18 protein-coding genes and 1 pseudogene are annotated in these 14,419 nt (G+C 63.8%); 9 read left to right on the forward strand and 10 right to left on the reverse strand.

Going from position 1 to position 14,419, the window contains the following annotated elements; genetic code table 11:
• Positions 1-10 precede the first annotated feature (10 nt).
• Complete coding sequence (locus IVA79_RS14700) at positions 11-283, reverse strand: hypothetical protein (protein ID WP_247553865.1); 273 nt, start codon at positions 281-283, stop codon at positions 11-13.
• A 342-nt stretch (positions 284-625) separates the two neighbouring features.
• On the opposite strand from IVA79_RS14700, the gene IVA79_RS14705 reads away from it, so the two are divergent.
• Positions 626-838, forward strand: a complete 213-nt coding sequence (locus tag IVA79_RS14705) for a hypothetical protein (protein WP_247553866.1) — start codon at positions 626-628, stop codon at positions 836-838.
• 15 nt (positions 839-853) lie between these two features.
• Here IVA79_RS14705 and IVA79_RS14710 read toward each other — a convergent pair whose 3' ends face one another.
• From IVA79_RS14710 to IVA79_RS14730, 6 genes and pseudogenes are all read right to left on the reverse strand, one after another.
• Positions 854-1,222 (reverse strand): rhodanese-like domain-containing protein, encoded by a 369-nt coding sequence (locus IVA79_RS14710; RefSeq protein ID WP_247553867.1) that lies wholly within the window; start codon positions 1,220-1,222, stop codon positions 854-856.
• A 178-nt stretch (positions 1,223-1,400) separates the two neighbouring features.
• On the reverse strand, positions 1,401-1,529 hold the full coding sequence (locus IVA79_RS36795) for a hypothetical protein (RefSeq protein ID WP_256465623.1): 129 nt from the start codon (positions 1,527-1,529) through the stop codon (positions 1,401-1,403).
• A 79-nt stretch (positions 1,530-1,608) separates the two neighbouring features.
• Positions 1,609-1,763 (reverse strand): annotated as a pseudogene (locus tag IVA79_RS14715) (universal stress protein); the annotation flags it as partial.
• Positions 1,764-1,816: 53 nt separating this feature from the next.
• Entirely contained in the window at positions 1,817-2,791 is a 975-nt protein-coding gene (locus IVA79_RS14720) for a DMT family transporter (RefSeq protein WP_346658174.1), read from the reverse strand.
• Positions 2,788-3,288 (reverse strand): DUF3237 domain-containing protein, encoded by a 501-nt coding sequence (locus tag IVA79_RS14725; RefSeq protein ID WP_247553869.1) that lies wholly within the window; start codon positions 3,286-3,288, stop codon positions 2,788-2,790. The genes IVA79_RS14720 and IVA79_RS14725 overlap by 4 nt, the downstream gene beginning before the upstream one ends.
• The gene (locus IVA79_RS14730) at positions 3,285-3,686 is read right to left on the reverse strand and encodes a nuclear transport factor 2 family protein (RefSeq protein ID WP_247553870.1); all 402 of its coding nucleotides are present in this window, start codon (positions 3,684-3,686) and stop codon (positions 3,285-3,287) included. The genes IVA79_RS14725 and IVA79_RS14730 overlap by 4 nt, the downstream gene beginning before the upstream one ends.
• Before the next feature lie 122 nt (positions 3,687-3,808).
• On the opposite strand from IVA79_RS14730, the gene IVA79_RS14735 reads away from it, so the two are divergent.
• The 7 genes from IVA79_RS14735 (at position 3,809) to IVA79_RS14765 (ending at position 8,469) form a co-directional block, all read left to right on the forward strand.
• Positions 3,809-4,336 carry a helix-turn-helix domain-containing protein gene (locus IVA79_RS14735; protein ID WP_247553871.1) on the forward strand — a complete coding sequence of 176 codons (528 nt, stop codon included), beginning with the start codon at positions 3,809-3,811 and terminating at the stop codon, positions 4,334-4,336.
• 53 nt (positions 4,337-4,389) lie between these two features.
• Positions 4,390-5,295, forward strand: a complete 906-nt coding sequence (locus IVA79_RS14740) for a LysR family transcriptional regulator (protein WP_247553872.1) — start codon at positions 4,390-4,392, stop codon at positions 5,293-5,295.
• Between the two features lie 107 nt (positions 5,296-5,402).
• Positions 5,403-5,762 carry a carboxymuconolactone decarboxylase family protein gene (locus IVA79_RS14745; protein WP_346658175.1) on the forward strand — a complete coding sequence of 120 codons (360 nt, stop codon included), beginning with the start codon at positions 5,403-5,405 and terminating at the stop codon, positions 5,760-5,762.
• Positions 5,763-5,766: 4 nt separating this feature from the next.
• On the forward strand, positions 5,767-6,216 hold the full coding sequence (locus IVA79_RS14750) for a DUF302 domain-containing protein (RefSeq protein WP_247553873.1): 450 nt from the start codon (positions 5,767-5,769) through the stop codon (positions 6,214-6,216).
• Between the two features lie 321 nt (positions 6,217-6,537).
• Positions 6,538-7,290 carry a tonB-system energizer ExbB gene (exbB, locus tag IVA79_RS14755; protein ID WP_247554040.1) on the forward strand — a complete coding sequence of 251 codons (753 nt, stop codon included), beginning with the start codon at positions 6,538-6,540 and terminating at the stop codon, positions 7,288-7,290.
• 4 nt (positions 7,291-7,294) lie between these two features.
• Positions 7,295-7,720: a TonB system transport protein ExbD gene (gene exbD / locus IVA79_RS14760; RefSeq protein WP_247553874.1), complete on the forward strand. Its 426-nt coding sequence runs from the start codon at positions 7,295-7,297 to the stop codon at positions 7,718-7,720.
• Positions 7,717-8,469: an energy transducer TonB gene (locus IVA79_RS14765; RefSeq protein WP_247553876.1), complete on the forward strand. Its 753-nt coding sequence runs from the start codon at positions 7,717-7,719 to the stop codon at positions 8,467-8,469. Before exbD ends, IVA79_RS14765 begins: the two co-directional genes overlap by 4 nt.
• Positions 8,470-8,589: 120 nt before the next feature.
• Here IVA79_RS14765 and IVA79_RS14770 read toward each other — a convergent pair whose 3' ends face one another.
• Positions 8,590-11,796, reverse strand: coding sequence for a TonB-dependent receptor (locus IVA79_RS14770; protein ID WP_247553878.1), 3,207 nt, complete (start codon positions 11,794-11,796; stop codon positions 8,590-8,592).
• A gap of 199 nt (positions 11,797-11,995) precedes the next feature.
• Here IVA79_RS14770 and mntR point away from each other — a divergent pair, with 199 nt between their 5' ends.
• Positions 11,996-12,472 (forward strand): manganese-binding transcriptional regulator MntR, encoded by a 477-nt coding sequence (gene mntR, locus IVA79_RS14775; RefSeq protein WP_247553879.1) that lies wholly within the window; start codon positions 11,996-11,998, stop codon positions 12,470-12,472.
• 103 nt (positions 12,473-12,575) lie between these two features.
• Here mntR and IVA79_RS14780 read toward each other — a convergent pair whose 3' ends face one another.
• On the reverse strand, positions 12,576-13,355 hold the full coding sequence (locus IVA79_RS14780) for an SDR family oxidoreductase (protein WP_247553880.1): 780 nt from the start codon (positions 13,353-13,355) through the stop codon (positions 12,576-12,578).
• Between the two features lie 26 nt (positions 13,356-13,381).
• Positions 13,382-14,386, reverse strand: a complete 1,005-nt coding sequence (locus tag IVA79_RS14785; RefSeq protein ID WP_247554042.1) for an NADP-dependent oxidoreductase — start codon at positions 14,384-14,386, stop codon at positions 13,382-13,384.
• Between the last annotated feature and the right edge of the window lie 33 nt (positions 14,387-14,419).

The following is a 14,419-nucleotide window of genomic DNA, read 5'->3' on the forward strand; positions in this document are numbered from 1 at the left end:
GCAGCGCGACTTAGCGGGCCGGATCGCTGTCGCATTTCGGGCATCGCCCGTCCGCGGCGATGGCGAGTTGGCGGCCGATCTCTTCCTTCAGAGCGTTGCAGTCGAAAGCCGTGCCATCGCTCCCCAGGATTCGCTTGGCGCGTTCGTAAGCATGGCTCTCGGCGGCGTCGTCGCCCACGCGGATGATGACGTCATCGTGGAAAGGGCACACCGTGGTGGCGCGCGTTGTCTCGAGCGCGTAGCGCACCAGCGCGGTCAGATCATCGAAATTGGCGGACATCATGGCTGCTCTCCTGAGCGAGGCAGTCGCGATGGTGGCCTGTGCGCGGCGGCGGGTCGTGCCGACCGTGCGGCGCCGTCGGGCCGGTTCTATCGAACCTGCCGGCGAAGCCGCCCGTCTGGAGCCGGCTCCCTGATCGCGATCGCCCTGTCTTCGAAGCGGCGCCCGGAGTGCCTAGGAGTCCGCGCTCCGCTTCGTTCGGCACCGGAGCGACAACGCGCCCGATGCCAATGAGAGCATAGGGGTCGGCAAACCGTTCGCCTTGACCCATCGCAAACATCGGGAAGGCCCCTAAGGAATCGTCCGCAATTTCGCCGGTGGCGGTTCGGGAGCATGAAGTAGGACATGCAGCGCCAGATCCTCTTCAGGTGCCCGCGCACCGGCATGAACGTCCAGCATCGGATCGATGACGAGCGGCCTGAGAGTTCCGGGCCGGCGGACAGCTATGTGGCCGTGAGGTGCCCGGCCTGCATGTCGCTGCACTTCGTCAACAGCACCACGGGCAAGCTGCTGGGCGAGCGAGGCGGGCAGCCCGTCGCCATGCCGCGTTCCGCCTGATCCGTCCGGCAATCGCTATTTCTCGACCGCCCCGGTCCAGTCCTTGAAGCCGCCGACATTATAGACCTTCTCGTAACCCATATCCTTCAGGAGCTTGCCGGCCAGCGCCGATCTGCCGCCGGAGGCGCAATAGAGAATGACGCTCTTGCTCTTGTCGAACGCCTTGTCGTGATAGGGCGATTCCGGGTCCGCGCGAAACTCCAGCATCCCGCGCGAGACATGCAAGGCCCCCGCGATCTTGCCGCTGGCGACGACCTCCGGCGCATCGCGAACGTCGACGACCAGCGTGTTGCCGCTCTTGATCATCTCGGCCGCCTGTTCCGACGTGATCTTGGGGACCGCCGCGTTCGCGGCTTCGAGCATCTGCTTGACGCTGGTCGGCATTGGGTTTCCTCCATTGTTGCTCCCGGGGAGGATAGCACGTTTGCTGTGCTTCGCCTCCTCCTGTCGGAGGAGGATGGTATGCCAGGCAAGAAAGCCGCTTCGTCGCGCATCAGGCGCCGGCTCGTCGGAAGTGCGCAGCTAGTTGCCGAGCAACCGCATGCGACAGCGGTCATCAACGTCACCGCACGCCCGTGCCTTTGCAGCGCTGGCACTTCACCACCCTGTCGCCCTTCTTGAGCAAACCCTTGCCCTCACAATTCTTGCATTTCTGCTTCTTCTTGATGTTCGGGCCTTTTTCACTGGTCATGAAAGTCTCCTGCCGCCAGACGGCGGTCTCGTGCGGGTGCTCGGCGAAACAGCGGAGCGGTGCGACGTAAGCCCTACACTCATGCCGGCTTCGGCACCACCAGCACCGGCACGCTTCCGTCCACCAGGACCTCGGATGTCTGGCTGCCCAGAAACAGCTTCCTGAGGCCGCGGCGTCCATGAGAGGCCATGACGATCAGGTCGCCCCCCTGGACTTTGCCGTTTCAATGATCGAATGAGCTGTAGAAAGTCCAATGCTTCAGATTTCCATCGCTCGGCGTCAGGCGATCACAACCCATCGGGCGGCAGGCCGGTTGTGATTGCCGCCACCGGCCGGGCGCGCACGCGCTCGCGATAGAACGCGTAGAGACCGGACAGCACGATGATCGTCGCTCCCGTCACCATCACGGCGTCGGGCCTGTCGCCGAACACCAGATAGCCGAACAGCATGGCCCACAGCAGCGCCGAATAGCGGAACGGTGCGACCGCCGAGATATCGCCCGTTCGCAGCGCCATGATGATGCACTGATAGCCGATGAGGAGCAGAACCGCGGCGAATGCCAACAGAGCGAGCGCGCGGCCGGATGGCAGCGTCCACCCGCCGAGCGGAACAAGGATGCCGGCTCCGGCGATCGTGACGCTAACGGTGGTCAACAGGGTGACGAACAGCGTTGGAATTGGCGCGGGTATTCGCTTGGTCGCCAGATCGCGTACAGCGGAGAAAATCACCGAGATCAGCGCGAACAGCGAAAATTGGTTGAATCCCTCAACGCCCGGGCGAACGATGATGAGAACGCCGATGAAGCCGGCTGCGATCGCCAGCCAGCGCCGCCAGCCGACAGGTTCGCCGAACGTCAAGGCTGCGCCGAGTGTGATGGCGAGTGGCAGCACCTGAAGGATCGCCGTGGCATTCGCCAGAGGCAAGTTCACGATCGCCGCCAGCAACAACATCGTTCCGCCGACTTCGCCGGCCATCCGCAGCACGACCGCCTTCGTCATCAGCGTGCGTAGCGGCCGCAGCACCCGCTGATGCAATGCAAGTGCGGCGATCAGCACACTCGCGAACAGGCCTCGTACCAACATGACCTGGCCGAAATTCAACTCGGCCGACACCGCCTTGGTGATCGCGTCGTTCATGGTGAGAGCCGCCATGGCGGCGGCCATGAGCAGGCTTCCGCGAATATTCGGGGACAGGGCCAAATCAATGATTCCGTGCCCGGTCGGTCTTAGATCTGGCGCCGCCGTTTTTTCTCTGTGTCTCACAGGACTCGGTAGATTCGGAAGTCGATGTGGCCGGCGGAAAACTCGTTGTAGCCGAGCAGAACCAGGTCATTGAGCCATGAATAGCGCTGGTCGGATGTTTCGAGCGTCGGTGTCGTGCGCAGATAGGTCTCTTCGAACGGCAGTCGCTCGCCGTTTGCCAAGCGCTTTCGCCCGTCGGCTGGAAGCTTCGCGATCCCTCGTGCTTCGCAATAGATCAGCGCACCATCGTCAGTCCGGATCGCCCCTCGGATGTCCAGGCGGCTGATGCCGTCCGTGCCGAGCAGCACCCAATCGACACTGCCGGGCAGGAAATTGCCGTGCAGGCGCGGACCGTCGATCCGGCCACCCTTGCCGATATACGGCATCAATGTGCCTCGAGGTGTCGAAATGATCGGCGGTAACTCCAGGTCCACGCTGAGATCGCAGAGGTGCTCGACCGGCAAGCTGTCGAGTGGCGGGTAATCGAAAAGCGGTTTCGCTGCCACGGCGATATTCACGATGCCGCTCCTAACGCTGCCTTGACCTGGGCGTAGTCGAAGAACGTGTCCTTTCGCGTGACCTGTCCCTCGGCATCCACTTCCACGACGTCGAGGGCATGAAATCCTCGCCGATCCTGACCCGGCGGCTGGAATGTAAGCGTCCAGTCGAGCGTCCAATGCTTCTCCCCGAGCAGGAGACGGTGCGTCTCGACACCAAACCCAGGGTAACGCTCGAAGATCTCAGCGAATTCCTTGTGTAATGCATCGTGTCCGCGCACCTCGCCGCTACGGCCGTGGGCTTGGAACGTCGAGTTTGGCGCGTGAAGTGCGAGAATGGCGTCAGGATCATGAGACATCCAGGCACGGGCATAGCGCTCGGCGATCGCCGCGACGTTCAGATGGTTGGGTTTTGACATAGAGACCTCTCGTTTGAGTGCGGCTGCGGAGGGTAGGCGTACCCCAAGGTCGCCGGGACGCTTGCAATCGGCCCCGCGAAGGGGCACATCAGTGCATATGATTTTCATAGGGTCAAGTAGGTATGAAAAAGAAAGCCACTAGGGGACGGGCCGTATTGCCCGTGGTTCGCCGCACCCAATGTCCTGTCGCCCGCGCCCAGGAGATCGTGGGCGACCGCTGGACCGTGCTCGTTCTCCGGGAGCTCTTCATGGGCAATCAACGCTTCGAGGAGGTTCAAGCGCAGACACAGGCAACCCCGCAGATGCTGGCGGCGCGACTCAAAAAACTCGAGGCTGACGGCTTGATTGAACGGCGTCCGTACAGCGAACGTCCGCTTCGACATGAGTACTTCCTGACCGAAATGGGTTTGGCATTTTATCCCGTGCTCCTGGCGTTGCGTGCCTGGGGTGAAACCTGGTTCAAGTCCAAAGAAGAAGAGGTCGCAATCCACTACACCCACATCCCTTGCGGGGAGGATCCGGGCTTAGGTCCCGCATGCCAAAGTTGCGGAGCGGTGATGCGCCGAAATGAACTCGTGCCTCGGCTCAGCGATGCCTTTGCAGAAGAGCGAAAGAACAAGCGGGCAATCTTCAAGGCTGTTCGGGCCTAACTGCGCCAGCCGCTACGATGGAGCGGTTTCCAAGCGTCTACGCAGGAGCGACCATGCCCCATAAGCCCACAGATTTGCCTGCGATCGAATGGGAAGATCTGCGCTATTTCCTGCACCTGGTTCGCGAAAAGAGCCTCTCGGGTGCCGCACGAAAGCTGGGTACCACGCAGCCGACGATGAGCCGGCGCCTCGAGCTGTTCGAAAGGAAGCTCGGCGCGATCCTGTTCGACCGCCTTCCGTCCGGCCTTCGGCTCTCGGATACCGGACGGCAAATCCTCGACTATGCCGAGAGGATGGAAGACGCAGCGCTCGCCGCGCAGCGGATCGCAGTCGGCAGCAGCGCCGGACTAACGGGAACGGTGCGCGTGACTTCGGCCGAATGGCTGGGGGCACGGATCCTCTCGCCATTGCTGGCGAAGTTCTGTGCGGCGCATCCGACAGTCACCGTCGAGCTGGTGACCGACGCCGAGGCCCTGAGCCTCACGCGACGGGAGATCGATGTCGCCCTGCGCTTCGGACGCTTCCAGCAGGACGGACTGATGCAGCGGAAGATCGGCAACATTCCGTTCGAGCTTTGTGCCGCTGCAGCCTACCTCAGGGCAAAAGGACCACCTGACTTTTCGCGCGGTGGCGCCGGCGCTGCGCTCATCACGATGAACGCGGCGCTCGCCGATAGCGTTGCGGAGACGAAGTGGCTGCGTCGCCATTTGCCGCAGGCACATGTTGGATTCTGCAGCAACAGCCGCGATGGCCAGGCCGCGGCCGCCGCCGCCGGCGCGGGCCTGGTCTGCATACCAACGCGCCTCGCGTCAGCCTATCCCGAGCTTCGTCCGGTCAAGACGCCGGCTCCCGTCCCGAGCCGCGAGCTGTGGCTGGGATTTCACCGCGACACCGGCAAGATCCCGCGGGTTCGCGGCCTGGTGGACTTCATCGCAGGAGAATTCCGGCAATTCGCCTGATGGTTCGGCAGACTGTATGGCGGCCATACGACCGTAGCCGATGGCTTCGCTGAGGTCGCACATCTACCTCTTGAGCTCGACAACCCCGTCGATCGAGGAAAGAGACAATGATGATGGATTGGAAAGCCTATCGCAGCGACCTGCTGGCGCAGATCGGCGACATTGGTGCGCTAAGCCCGGAGACGCTGAAGGGGTATCGCCAACTCGGCGCGGCTGGCGCCCAGACAGGAAAGCTCGATGACAAGACGCGCGAGCTGATCGCACTGGCGGCGGCCGTGACCGCCCGCTGCGACGGATGTATTGCGGTTCACGCCGATGCCGCCGCACGTTACGGCGCGAGCCGCGAAGAGCTCGCGGAGGCCCTTGGCGTTGCGATCGCGATCGGTGCGGGCGCTTCGTTGGTCTACTCGGCGCGGACGCTCGAAGCGTTCGACGCGAGCAGGCCTTCAAAACCGGGTGGAGGCTGATCCCATGACGCAGGCACTGCAACCTGTGGCCTTCTCCAGATGCGGCTCGGCGGCGACTTCCTTTCAAAGGTCGGTCACCTCTTCGCTGGCGGTCGAGGAGGTGGTTGCCCGCTTGAAGCAGGGGATCGTTGCGGCAGACCTCTGGATCCTGCACGAGATCAACCCGCAAATGCTGCTCAACCGTGGCGGCTTCGCGATCGGCCCCGCGCGTCAGGTGCTGTTTTTCCACCCACGCCTGATGACGCGGCTGCTGGCCGCCGATAGTGAGGCGCTGCTGGAGGCGCCGCTGAAATTCGCGGTGATCGGCTTTCCCGACAGCGCAACCGAACTGCGATGGATCGACCCGGGCAAGGCCTTCGCGCGCTATGGCTCGCCGGCGTTGACCGAGCTCGGAAACGAGCTCGCCGGCCTCTGCGAGGATATCGTGACCGGCATCAATCTCGAAGGCACGTAAAAATAGCCGTCGGTGCAGCCAAACCGGCTTGCCGTAGCGAGACCCGACGTTGCGAGACGAGCCCTAAGAGGGCTGAAAGCCCAACCCCTTGCATTCACATGGCTTTCCGACCGAATGGAAGGCGCCTTGGTTGGCGCGCGCTCCGTTGCGTCTTAGCATTTGCAGCAAGTCGTAGGTGATGCTACAGAATGAAGTACAGGAAACGACATCAGAAGAACGCATCCGATGCAATTTCATGCACTTCCAGGCCGTCGCTGTGGTTCCACCGGTCGGGCGGCCTCCCGCGTCCCGGCAATGGTCACGTTTTGCCTGATCGGCGCGATGGGGCCCGCGCTCGCGCAACAGGGTTCCGAGAGCACGGCGGTCGCTGCCGCGATACTCCCTCGCGATCTCAGTCCCTGGGGCATGTTCATGCAGGCGGACGTCATCGTGAAGGCCGTCATGGTCGGGCTTGCTTTCGCCACGCTGGTTACCTGCACGGTTTGCCTGTCCAAGACGATCGAACTGTTCGGTGCGCGCCGCAATGTCAGGCGCGCCCTGCGCGAGCTTGCGGTGGCGCGGAGCCTGGACGAGGCGGTGCGAGCCGTCCGCGAGGGGCCCGTAGCATGGTTGCTCGAGGGCACTGTCGCCGAGCTCGATCTGAGCACCGATCGGATGGACAAGGAAGGAATCAAGGCACGGATCGCTTCCCGGCTGCAGCAGATCGAGGCGGCCGCAAGCCGGCGCATCGCATTCGGCACCGGCGTGCTGGCGACCATCGGAGCAACCGGTCCCTTTGTGGGCCTGTTCGGCACCGTCTGGGGCATCATGAATAGCTTCGTCGGCATCTCGAAATCCCAGACCACCAACCTCGCCGTAGTCGCGCCCGGCATCGCGGAAGCGCTGCTGGCAACCGCGCTCGGGCTCGTTGCCGCCATTCCGGCGGTGGTGATCTACAACCTGTTTGCCCGTCAGATCGCAGCGTATCGCGCGCTGCTTGGCGACAGCTCGGCGGAGATCGCGCGGCTGGCGGGCCGGGATCTCGATGGCGGCACCGTCTCCGCCAGGCGGCTGCGGCTCGCTGCGGCGGAGTAGGCCGATGGCGATCGATCTCAATCAGGCCGGCGGCGACCTCGCGGAGGTCAATGACATCAACGTGACGCCGTTCATCGACGTCATTCTTGTGCTCCTCATCATCTTCATGGTCGCCGCGCCGCTTGCAACCGTCGACATCGCCGTCGATCTGCCGGCATCCAATGCGCAGCCACACCCGCGTCCGGACAAGCCGGTCTATCTGACGGTCAAGCCGGATCTCTCCCTGTCGGTCGGCGACGAGACGGTTGGCCGTGCCGCGCTCGCCGGCGTGCTCGATGCCGCCACCAATGGCCAGAAGGACACGCGAATTTTTCTCCGCGGCGACAAGACCGTTCCATACGGCGAGATCATGCGGGTCATGAACGGGCTGCGGACGGCCGGTTATCTGAAGGTGGCGCTGGTCGGACTGGAGCAGACGACCGAACCATGAAGCGTCTCGCCGCCGAAGATGCGTCGGACCTGAAGCGCTGGACGTTCAGCAGCCTCGCCGTCCTGACCATGTACAGTGCACTCGCCGCTTCGCTCGCGACGTGGCAACGGCCCGACGATCTCGATCCGGCCGAGCCGGCCGGCGCCGTGGTGGTCGACCTTGCACCGCTGCCGGCCGCCCCATCGACCACGCCGACCGACATTCCGCCCGGGCCGGAGCAGGCGATGTCCGAGGCGCGCCCCGAGGCAAAGCCGGAGGTCGCACAGCCCGACGATGTGCCCGAGCTTCCGCCGGCTTCCAATCCGGAGGCCGTCGTCGATGCGCGAACCAAGGCGCAGCCGGACGCTGCACCGGAGCAACAGGCCGCGGCGTCGGCGTCGGCGCCGCCGGCCGTGTCGGACCGCGTTGCGCCGGTGGCGGTGGCGCCGACGCAGGGACAGCCCGCTCAAAAGGATTCGCAGGCGCTTGCGACCTGGCGTTCACAGATCCTGGCTCTGGTCGAACGCAACAAGCGCTATCCGGAAGCCGCGCGATCGCGGCGTGAGCAGGGCATCACGCAGGTCCGATTCACGCTGGACCATGGCGGCATGGTCGGTGATGCACACGTGATCCAGAGTTCGGGCTCGGACGCGTTGGACAGCGAAGCTGTCGCCCTGTTGAAGCGCGCGCAGCCGTTTCCTGCGCCACCCGATACGCTTGCCGGCAACGTCGTTGTGGTCAGATTGCCGATCCGTTTCACCGTCAAGTAGGATCGCCGTCCCTTGCGCCCTAAAGCATGATCCGGAAAAGTGCGCAGCGGTTTTCCGAAAAGATCATGCTCAAACAACAACCTAAAGCGCGATGACGATTCATCCTAATCGCATCGCGCTTTAGTCCCTTTCGATCGCCGCGCCGAACTTGTAGTTCACGCCGAGGCGGACAGTGTCGGTCCTGACCTGGGCATCGGAATCGAACGATGTTGCCATGCCGGCGGCCATGTTCGGCGTGGCGCGGAATGAGCCGAGATCGGCGTGGAGATACTCGATCCGTCCGGTCCAGTTGCCGAACAGCCGGCTCTCCAGTCCGGCGCCGACGGCCCATCCGAAGCGGAACGTGTCGACATTGAAGGGCGTCGTCGTCGCAGCACCGGTTGTGGTGAAGCCCGACACCGTTCCCGACGAGTTCACCGTCCCGAACGGCACGCCGGCCGTGACATAGGCGAGGGTCGCAGGCGTCACCGCGACGCCGACGCGGCCGCGCAGCGAGGCCATCCAGTCGAGCCGGTAGCTCATGCTGGCCGTCATCGGGGCATCGAGCGGGAGCAGCGCTGCGTTGCAGGCCGCTGTCGGGCACGTGGTCGACGATTGGCCGTGCTGGTTGGCGTAGACGAAATCGCCTTCGATGCCTGCCACCATCCGCCCCATTGTCCAGTTGTAACCGGCCTGGACACCGAGCCCTGCATGATCGAGCCCGGCAGTCGGGCGTTCGCCATCGAGCGGAGTCTGGCTCGCATTGTCGATGAAGCCCGCATAGGTCTTTGCGGCACCCCATGAGTAGCCAGCGTTGCCGCCGGCGTAGAACCCGCTCCAGTCCCACGAGGCCGTCGACGGCGCCTTGCGGAAGATCGACGGCGCGTCCTGCTCCCTTGCAGCGCCAATTCTCGTGATGGCCGGTGCATCGGCGCCGTATTTGACGTTGAGGAAGAGCTTGACGGTCCGGCCCGGCTGCAGGATCTCGTCCTTGTGGAACTGGACGGAGTTGCGGATGTCGGCGTTGAGAAGATTGTCGCCGATCAGGCCGGTTGCCACTTCCACCGCACCCCAGGGAGAATCCTTCCAGCGCTGCCGGTGCTCGATCTGGAGCTTGAGCAGATTGTAGCCGTCGGTCGGCGTGTCGAATTGCGCAAAATCGTTCTGCCTGAAGGCGTGCAGCAGGTTCAGCCGCGCATACCAGGCCTCGCTTCGCCAGTAGACGCCGCCGCCGAGCCGCATCGGCGGGATGCGCGGCACGTTGGTGCCGTCGGTGAAGGTGGCGCGCACCATGTCGAACTGGCCTTCCAGTCCGAAGATGCCGCCGGAGAGCGGCGACACGTCCCATTGCCACGACAATTCGCCGCCGCGAAAGATCGCGTCGCGTTGCGAGTAGGCGACCTGGATGTAGTCGCCGGTGCCGCCGGCCACGCAGGTCGCAAACGTGGCCCCGCAGAAATTGCCGGTCGCCTGGCCGACGATGAACTTATCGTAGCGGGTGTAATAGAGGTTGGCATCGAACCTGACATCGCCGCGGGTTCGCTTCAGGCCGATCTCCGCGGTGTTGGCGGTCTCGAGCGAGAGGTCGGGATTACCGATCTTGAAGGTTTTCTCGGAGTCGTCAGGACCGCTTGCGAACAGTTCGAGGGCGCGCGGCGCGCGCTGGATCCGCTGCAGCGTCAGGCTCGCTTGAAGATACGACGGAAGATCCTTGATCACGCCGAAGCTGAGGCTGGTCGGCAGGAAGTCGGAGCGGGACGCCGAGCTTGTCGGCAGGTTCGGCGGCGGCAAATAGTTCGACGGGAATCCGAATGAGGTGCCGGCGACATCGACGGATTCGATGCGGGCGGCGAACTGGGTTCGCAGCGTATCGGTGTGCTTCATTTCCTCGAAGAAATATCCGGCGGCGGTCGTGGTCTGCGCCGGCAGCAGGATCGCCTGGCCGATTGTGTCGAGGCGTTGGTATGCGCCCTGCACGCCGACGATGCTGGTCAGCGCGCCGAGCGGCGTCGCGACGGGCTGGCTCTCCACTTCGACCTTGCCTTCGGTCGCGCGGTTCTTGAACGTCGCGCCGATGGTCTGGAAAGTCCTGAAAGCGGTTTGGTTGACGTCGATCTCGTCGTGGCGGTAGTCGGAGTAGCCGAGCCAGTAGCGCACGGCAGCGAATGCGGCGGCATCGGGGCGGTATTCGCCCTTGCTCATGATCTTGGTCTGCTCGAGATCGTTGTGCTGCTGGCTGTCGGCCGACGCGATGCCGGGGACGTGGTAGTCGCTGGTGAAGCGGGAGATCGACAGGCCGGCATATCCGCCATCGAACAGATAGGAGCCGCCGATCGCGGCGCCCGCGCTCCGCATCGCCGAGTTCGGCTGCCGCCCGTTGAAAGCCGGCGCCGGGCTCGGTGGGACCAAGTAAGGGTAGCTCGGGATGCGATAGTCCTGGGCGCCGCGGCCATAGACGTCGGCGTGCACGGCCGCATTGCCGGCGCCGGCGTCGAGCAGCAGGCCGCTCTCCCAGCCGCTGTCGACCGAGGTGACGGCCGACCGCAGCTCCGCGGCCATCCCGCCGACCGGCGCAGCAGTGGGAATCCGATTGTTGGTGACGTCAACGACGCCGCCAACCGCTTGCGAGCCGAAGCGCAGCGCACCCGGCCCGCGAAACACTTCGGTCTTCTGCAGCGCCAGTGGATCGAGCGGTACGCCATGATCCTGCGCGATGTCGGAGACGTCGACGCTGCCGATGCCGTTTTCCTGGATTCTGACCTTGGCGTCGGACAGCCCGCGTAGAACGGGGCGCGATGAATGGTTTGACAGGCCGGCCGAGGTCGCTCCCGGGGCGGTGAAGAACAGATTTCCGAAGCTCGGGCTCGTGCTCGCCTGAATCTGGTCGCCGCTCAGTGCCGATGGTGAGAAGGGCGCGGCTGCAGATGCGGCCGCGGGCGGCGTGGCTGGCGCCGGTGCGGTGCGTGATGCGGCCGGCCGGCCGGCCGACGCGTTGCGGGTGGTGCGGCGCGTCGCCCTGGGCTGCCGGCTTTCGACCGTCACCTGGGGGATTTCGATTTCTGCTGGACTGTTGGCCTGCGCCGGCGACGATGGCGCGGGCGGTGACGGCTGCGCCGCAGGGGCGGGGGATGGGGACGCTGACGTCGCGGGGGCCGGCGCGGGAGCTGCGGACGGCCGCGCGTTCGATGCATCCGGCGCTGTGGGCGGCTGGGACTGGATTGCGGGTGACCCGGACGGGCTGTCGGTCGAGGGCGGGGTGGCCTGCTGGGCCGCCGCGATCCCGTGCAGCCAGATCAAGGCGACCGACGTCGTGCCCAACAGGCCCCGACGAGCAACGCAAACACGCATCCACGACCTCCAACGCGCTTCCAGTATGCTTAGTAAAGACCCCAATATGTAGCTTAAGCTACGTTTTAGGAGCGTTGGCTATAATGTCAAGGCTGTTGCAATTGCGAAGCTGTTGCAGGAAGGCGACGGACAAATCGCCGGCTTGCAATGTCCTGCCCGGGAGCCCATGGTCCGTCATCCCATGACTACGGATTCTCCAATGAGCCGGAAGGCTTCACCTGCCCGCAAGCCCTCGCCGCATGCTCTTCCGACGGAACAGGCACAGGCGCGACGCTTTGGGAAGGCTCGTACTGCGCGGTCGACGGCGATCCTGGAGGACTATGTCGAGCTGATCGCCGATCTGATCGAGTCGACGGGTGAGGCGCGCGCCACCGACATCGCGCGACGGCTTGGGGTGTCGCATCCCACCGCGATCAACACGATCGCGCGGCTGAAGCGCGAGGATCTCGCCACGGCGCGCCCTTATCGCGGCATTTTCCTGACCGAGAAAGGCGAAGCGCTCGCAAGGCGAGTGCGCGCGCGCCACCGTCTCGTGCTCGAAGTGCTGCTTGCGCTCGGCGTGCCGAAGGAGGCCGCCGAAGCGGATGCCGAAGGCATCGAGCACCATGTGTCGGAGGCGAGCCTCAAGGCCTTTTCGGATTTCCTCAAGGGATCGCGGATCAAGAAGGCGAGTTGAGAGAGGCCTCGTGCCGCAAAAAGGTCAAGTCGCCCAATCTTCCGATGGGCTGGCCGAAACCGGGATCAGGCGCTACGCAGGTCCGCGCCGAAGTCAGTGGGAATCACCATTTCTCGACCCACGGCCGGAGCACGACTTCGAAGGCCCAGGTCGACCGATGCTGACGGTGGAGTTGCAGATAGGTCTCCGCAATGTGGGCAGGGTCGGCCATGTTGTCGTCGACAGTCGTTCCTGCAAGCCGGTGCGCCCGGGTCCCATCCTCCTGAGTCCAGCCGATCGCGGCGTCGATCGGTACATTCGCCACGTGGATTCCCCGCGGCATCAGTTCTCTTGCCATGCTTTGCGCGAGTCCGGACTTGGCATGACATGCCATCGCAAATGCGCCACTTGATGGAAAGCCCTTGAGCGCCGCGCTGGCGTTCGTGAAAATGATGGTTCCTCTCGCACCATTGGCGTCGGGTTCGTTTCCGAGCATGAGCCGAGCTGCCTGTTGACCGACCAGAAACGCAGAGAACGCCGAGTTTCGAAGTGTCTCGAGCGCCATGACCGGATCGGCCTCGATCACGTTCTTGCGGAAAATGCCGGGAACCCGGCCGTCGATGTTGTGCACGACGAGCCGCGGCGTCCCGATCTCTTGCACAACGTTCTCGAACAGCTTTGCCACGGCTGCCGGTTCGCTTGCATCGCAGGCGTATCGACGCACGCCATGCATCTTTTCGAGAGACTGAAGAACCGCTTTTTCGGGATTCCTGGCTGCGACGCCGACACGCATGCCGTTTTCCGCGAACAGCCGGGCGCAACTCGAGCTGATGCCCGGGCCACCGCCGACAATGAGTGCAACGTCCTGGTTTGAAGGTTGGGTGCCGTGTTCGGATTGAGCCATGTTACACCTCGGATGCGATTGGCGACCTATTGGTTCACTGCAATGACGACCTTGCCCTTTGCGCGCCCGGTCTCGACATAGGCCAGCGCGTCCGCGGTCTTCTCGAACGGGAAAACCTTGTCCACGACCGGACGGATTACGCCGGCTTCGATCAGGGACGTGATTTCGCGGAGCTGCTGTCCCTGCGCTCGCATGAACAGGAATGAGAAGCGCACACCAAGTTTTCCGGCTTTCTTCCGCACACCACGGCTCAGCAAGCGCATCACCAGTTTCAGGAAGAAGTTCATGCCCTGCTGCTTGGCGAATTCGGGATCGGGCGGCCCGGAGATCGAGATGAGCAGGCCGCCCGGCTTGAGCACCCGCAGAGATTTATCGAGCGCCTTGGCGTCCTGGCTGTGCAGGACCAGATCGTAGCCCGACAGAACCTTCTCGAAATCCTGCGTCTTGTAGCCGATGACCAAATCCGCGCCGAGGCTCTTGACCAGCTCGGCATTTTTCGCGCTCGTCGTCGTCGCAACGACCGCACCGAGATGCTTGGCGAGTTGGATCGCGAAAGTCCCCACCCCGCCGGAGCCGGCCTGGATGAAGACCTTCTGGCCAGGCTTCAGCTTGCCCACCTCGACCAGCGCCTGCCAGGCGGTCAGCCCCACCAGCGGGATCGACGCGGCCTCTTCCATGCTGATGTTCGCAGGCTTCGGCGCCACGTCGGCTTCGTTCATCGCAATGAATTCGGCGAATGTTCCGATCCGATGATCGCGCGGCCGTGCATAGACCTCGTCGCCTGCCTTGAACCGCCTGACATTGCGGCCAACCCTGACGACCGTCCCGGCAACATCGTGGCCCAGAATGAAAGGCGGACGATATGGCAGGATGAGTTTGAATTCTCCATCCCTGAGCTTGGAGTCCAGAACGTTCACAGCAGTTGCGTGAATCCGAACCAGGACATCATCGTCCCGCAACTCCGGTTCTGGCATGGTTGCCGAGCGCAGAGTGCCCTTCTTCTTGTATTTGTCGACGACGAATGCCTTCATGATGCCATCTCCAATTTGAAATTTGGTCGCGGT

The organism is Bradyrhizobium sp. 138 (assembly GCF_023074075.1).
Taxonomy (GTDB): Bacteria; Pseudomonadota; Alphaproteobacteria; order Rhizobiales; family Xanthobacteraceae; genus Bradyrhizobium.

Coding starts and splice junctions, on each gene's coding strand:
- IVA79_RS14700 (WP_247553865.1), bottom strand. CDS start 283: ATGATGTCCGCCAATTTCGATGATCTGACCGCGCTGGTGCGCTACGCG.
- IVA79_RS14705 (WP_247553866.1), top strand. CDS start 626: ATGCAGCGCCAGATCCTCTTCAGGTGCCCGCGCACCGGCATGAACGTC.
- IVA79_RS14710 (WP_247553867.1), bottom strand. CDS start 1,222: ATGCCGACCAGCGTCAAGCAGATGCTCGAAGCCGCGAACGCGGCGGTC.
- IVA79_RS36795 (WP_256465623.1), bottom strand. CDS start 1,529: ATGACCAGTGAAAAAGGCCCGAACATCAAGAAGAAGCAGAAATGCAAG.
- IVA79_RS14730 (WP_247553870.1), bottom strand. CDS start 3,686: ATGTCAAAACCCAACCATCTGAACGTCGCGGCGATCGCCGAGCGCTAT.
- IVA79_RS14735 (WP_247553871.1), top strand. CDS start 3,809: ATGAAAAAGAAAGCCACTAGGGGACGGGCCGTATTGCCCGTGGTTCGC.
- IVA79_RS14740 (WP_247553872.1), top strand. CDS start 4,390: ATGCCCCATAAGCCCACAGATTTGCCTGCGATCGAATGGGAAGATCTG.
- IVA79_RS14745 (WP_346658175.1), top strand. CDS start 5,403: ATGATGATGGATTGGAAAGCCTATCGCAGCGACCTGCTGGCGCAGATC.
- IVA79_RS14750 (WP_247553873.1), top strand. CDS start 5,767: ATGACGCAGGCACTGCAACCTGTGGCCTTCTCCAGATGCGGCTCGGCG.
- exbB (WP_247554040.1), top strand. CDS start 6,538: ATGGGGCCCGCGCTCGCGCAACAGGGTTCCGAGAGCACGGCGGTCGCT.
- exbD (WP_247553874.1), top strand. CDS start 7,295: ATGGCGATCGATCTCAATCAGGCCGGCGGCGACCTCGCGGAGGTCAAT.
- IVA79_RS14765 (WP_247553876.1), top strand. CDS start 7,717: ATGAAGCGTCTCGCCGCCGAAGATGCGTCGGACCTGAAGCGCTGGACG.
- IVA79_RS14770 (WP_247553878.1), bottom strand. CDS start 11,796: ATGCGTGTTTGCGTTGCTCGTCGGGGCCTGTTGGGCACGACGTCGGTC.
- mntR (WP_247553879.1), top strand. CDS start 11,996: ATGAGCCGGAAGGCTTCACCTGCCCGCAAGCCCTCGCCGCATGCTCTT.
- IVA79_RS14780 (WP_247553880.1), bottom strand. CDS start 13,355: ATGGCTCAATCCGAACACGGCACCCAACCTTCAAACCAGGACGTTGCA.
- IVA79_RS14785 (WP_247554042.1), bottom strand. CDS start 14,386: ATGAAGGCATTCGTCGTCGACAAATACAAGAAGAAGGGCACTCTGCGC.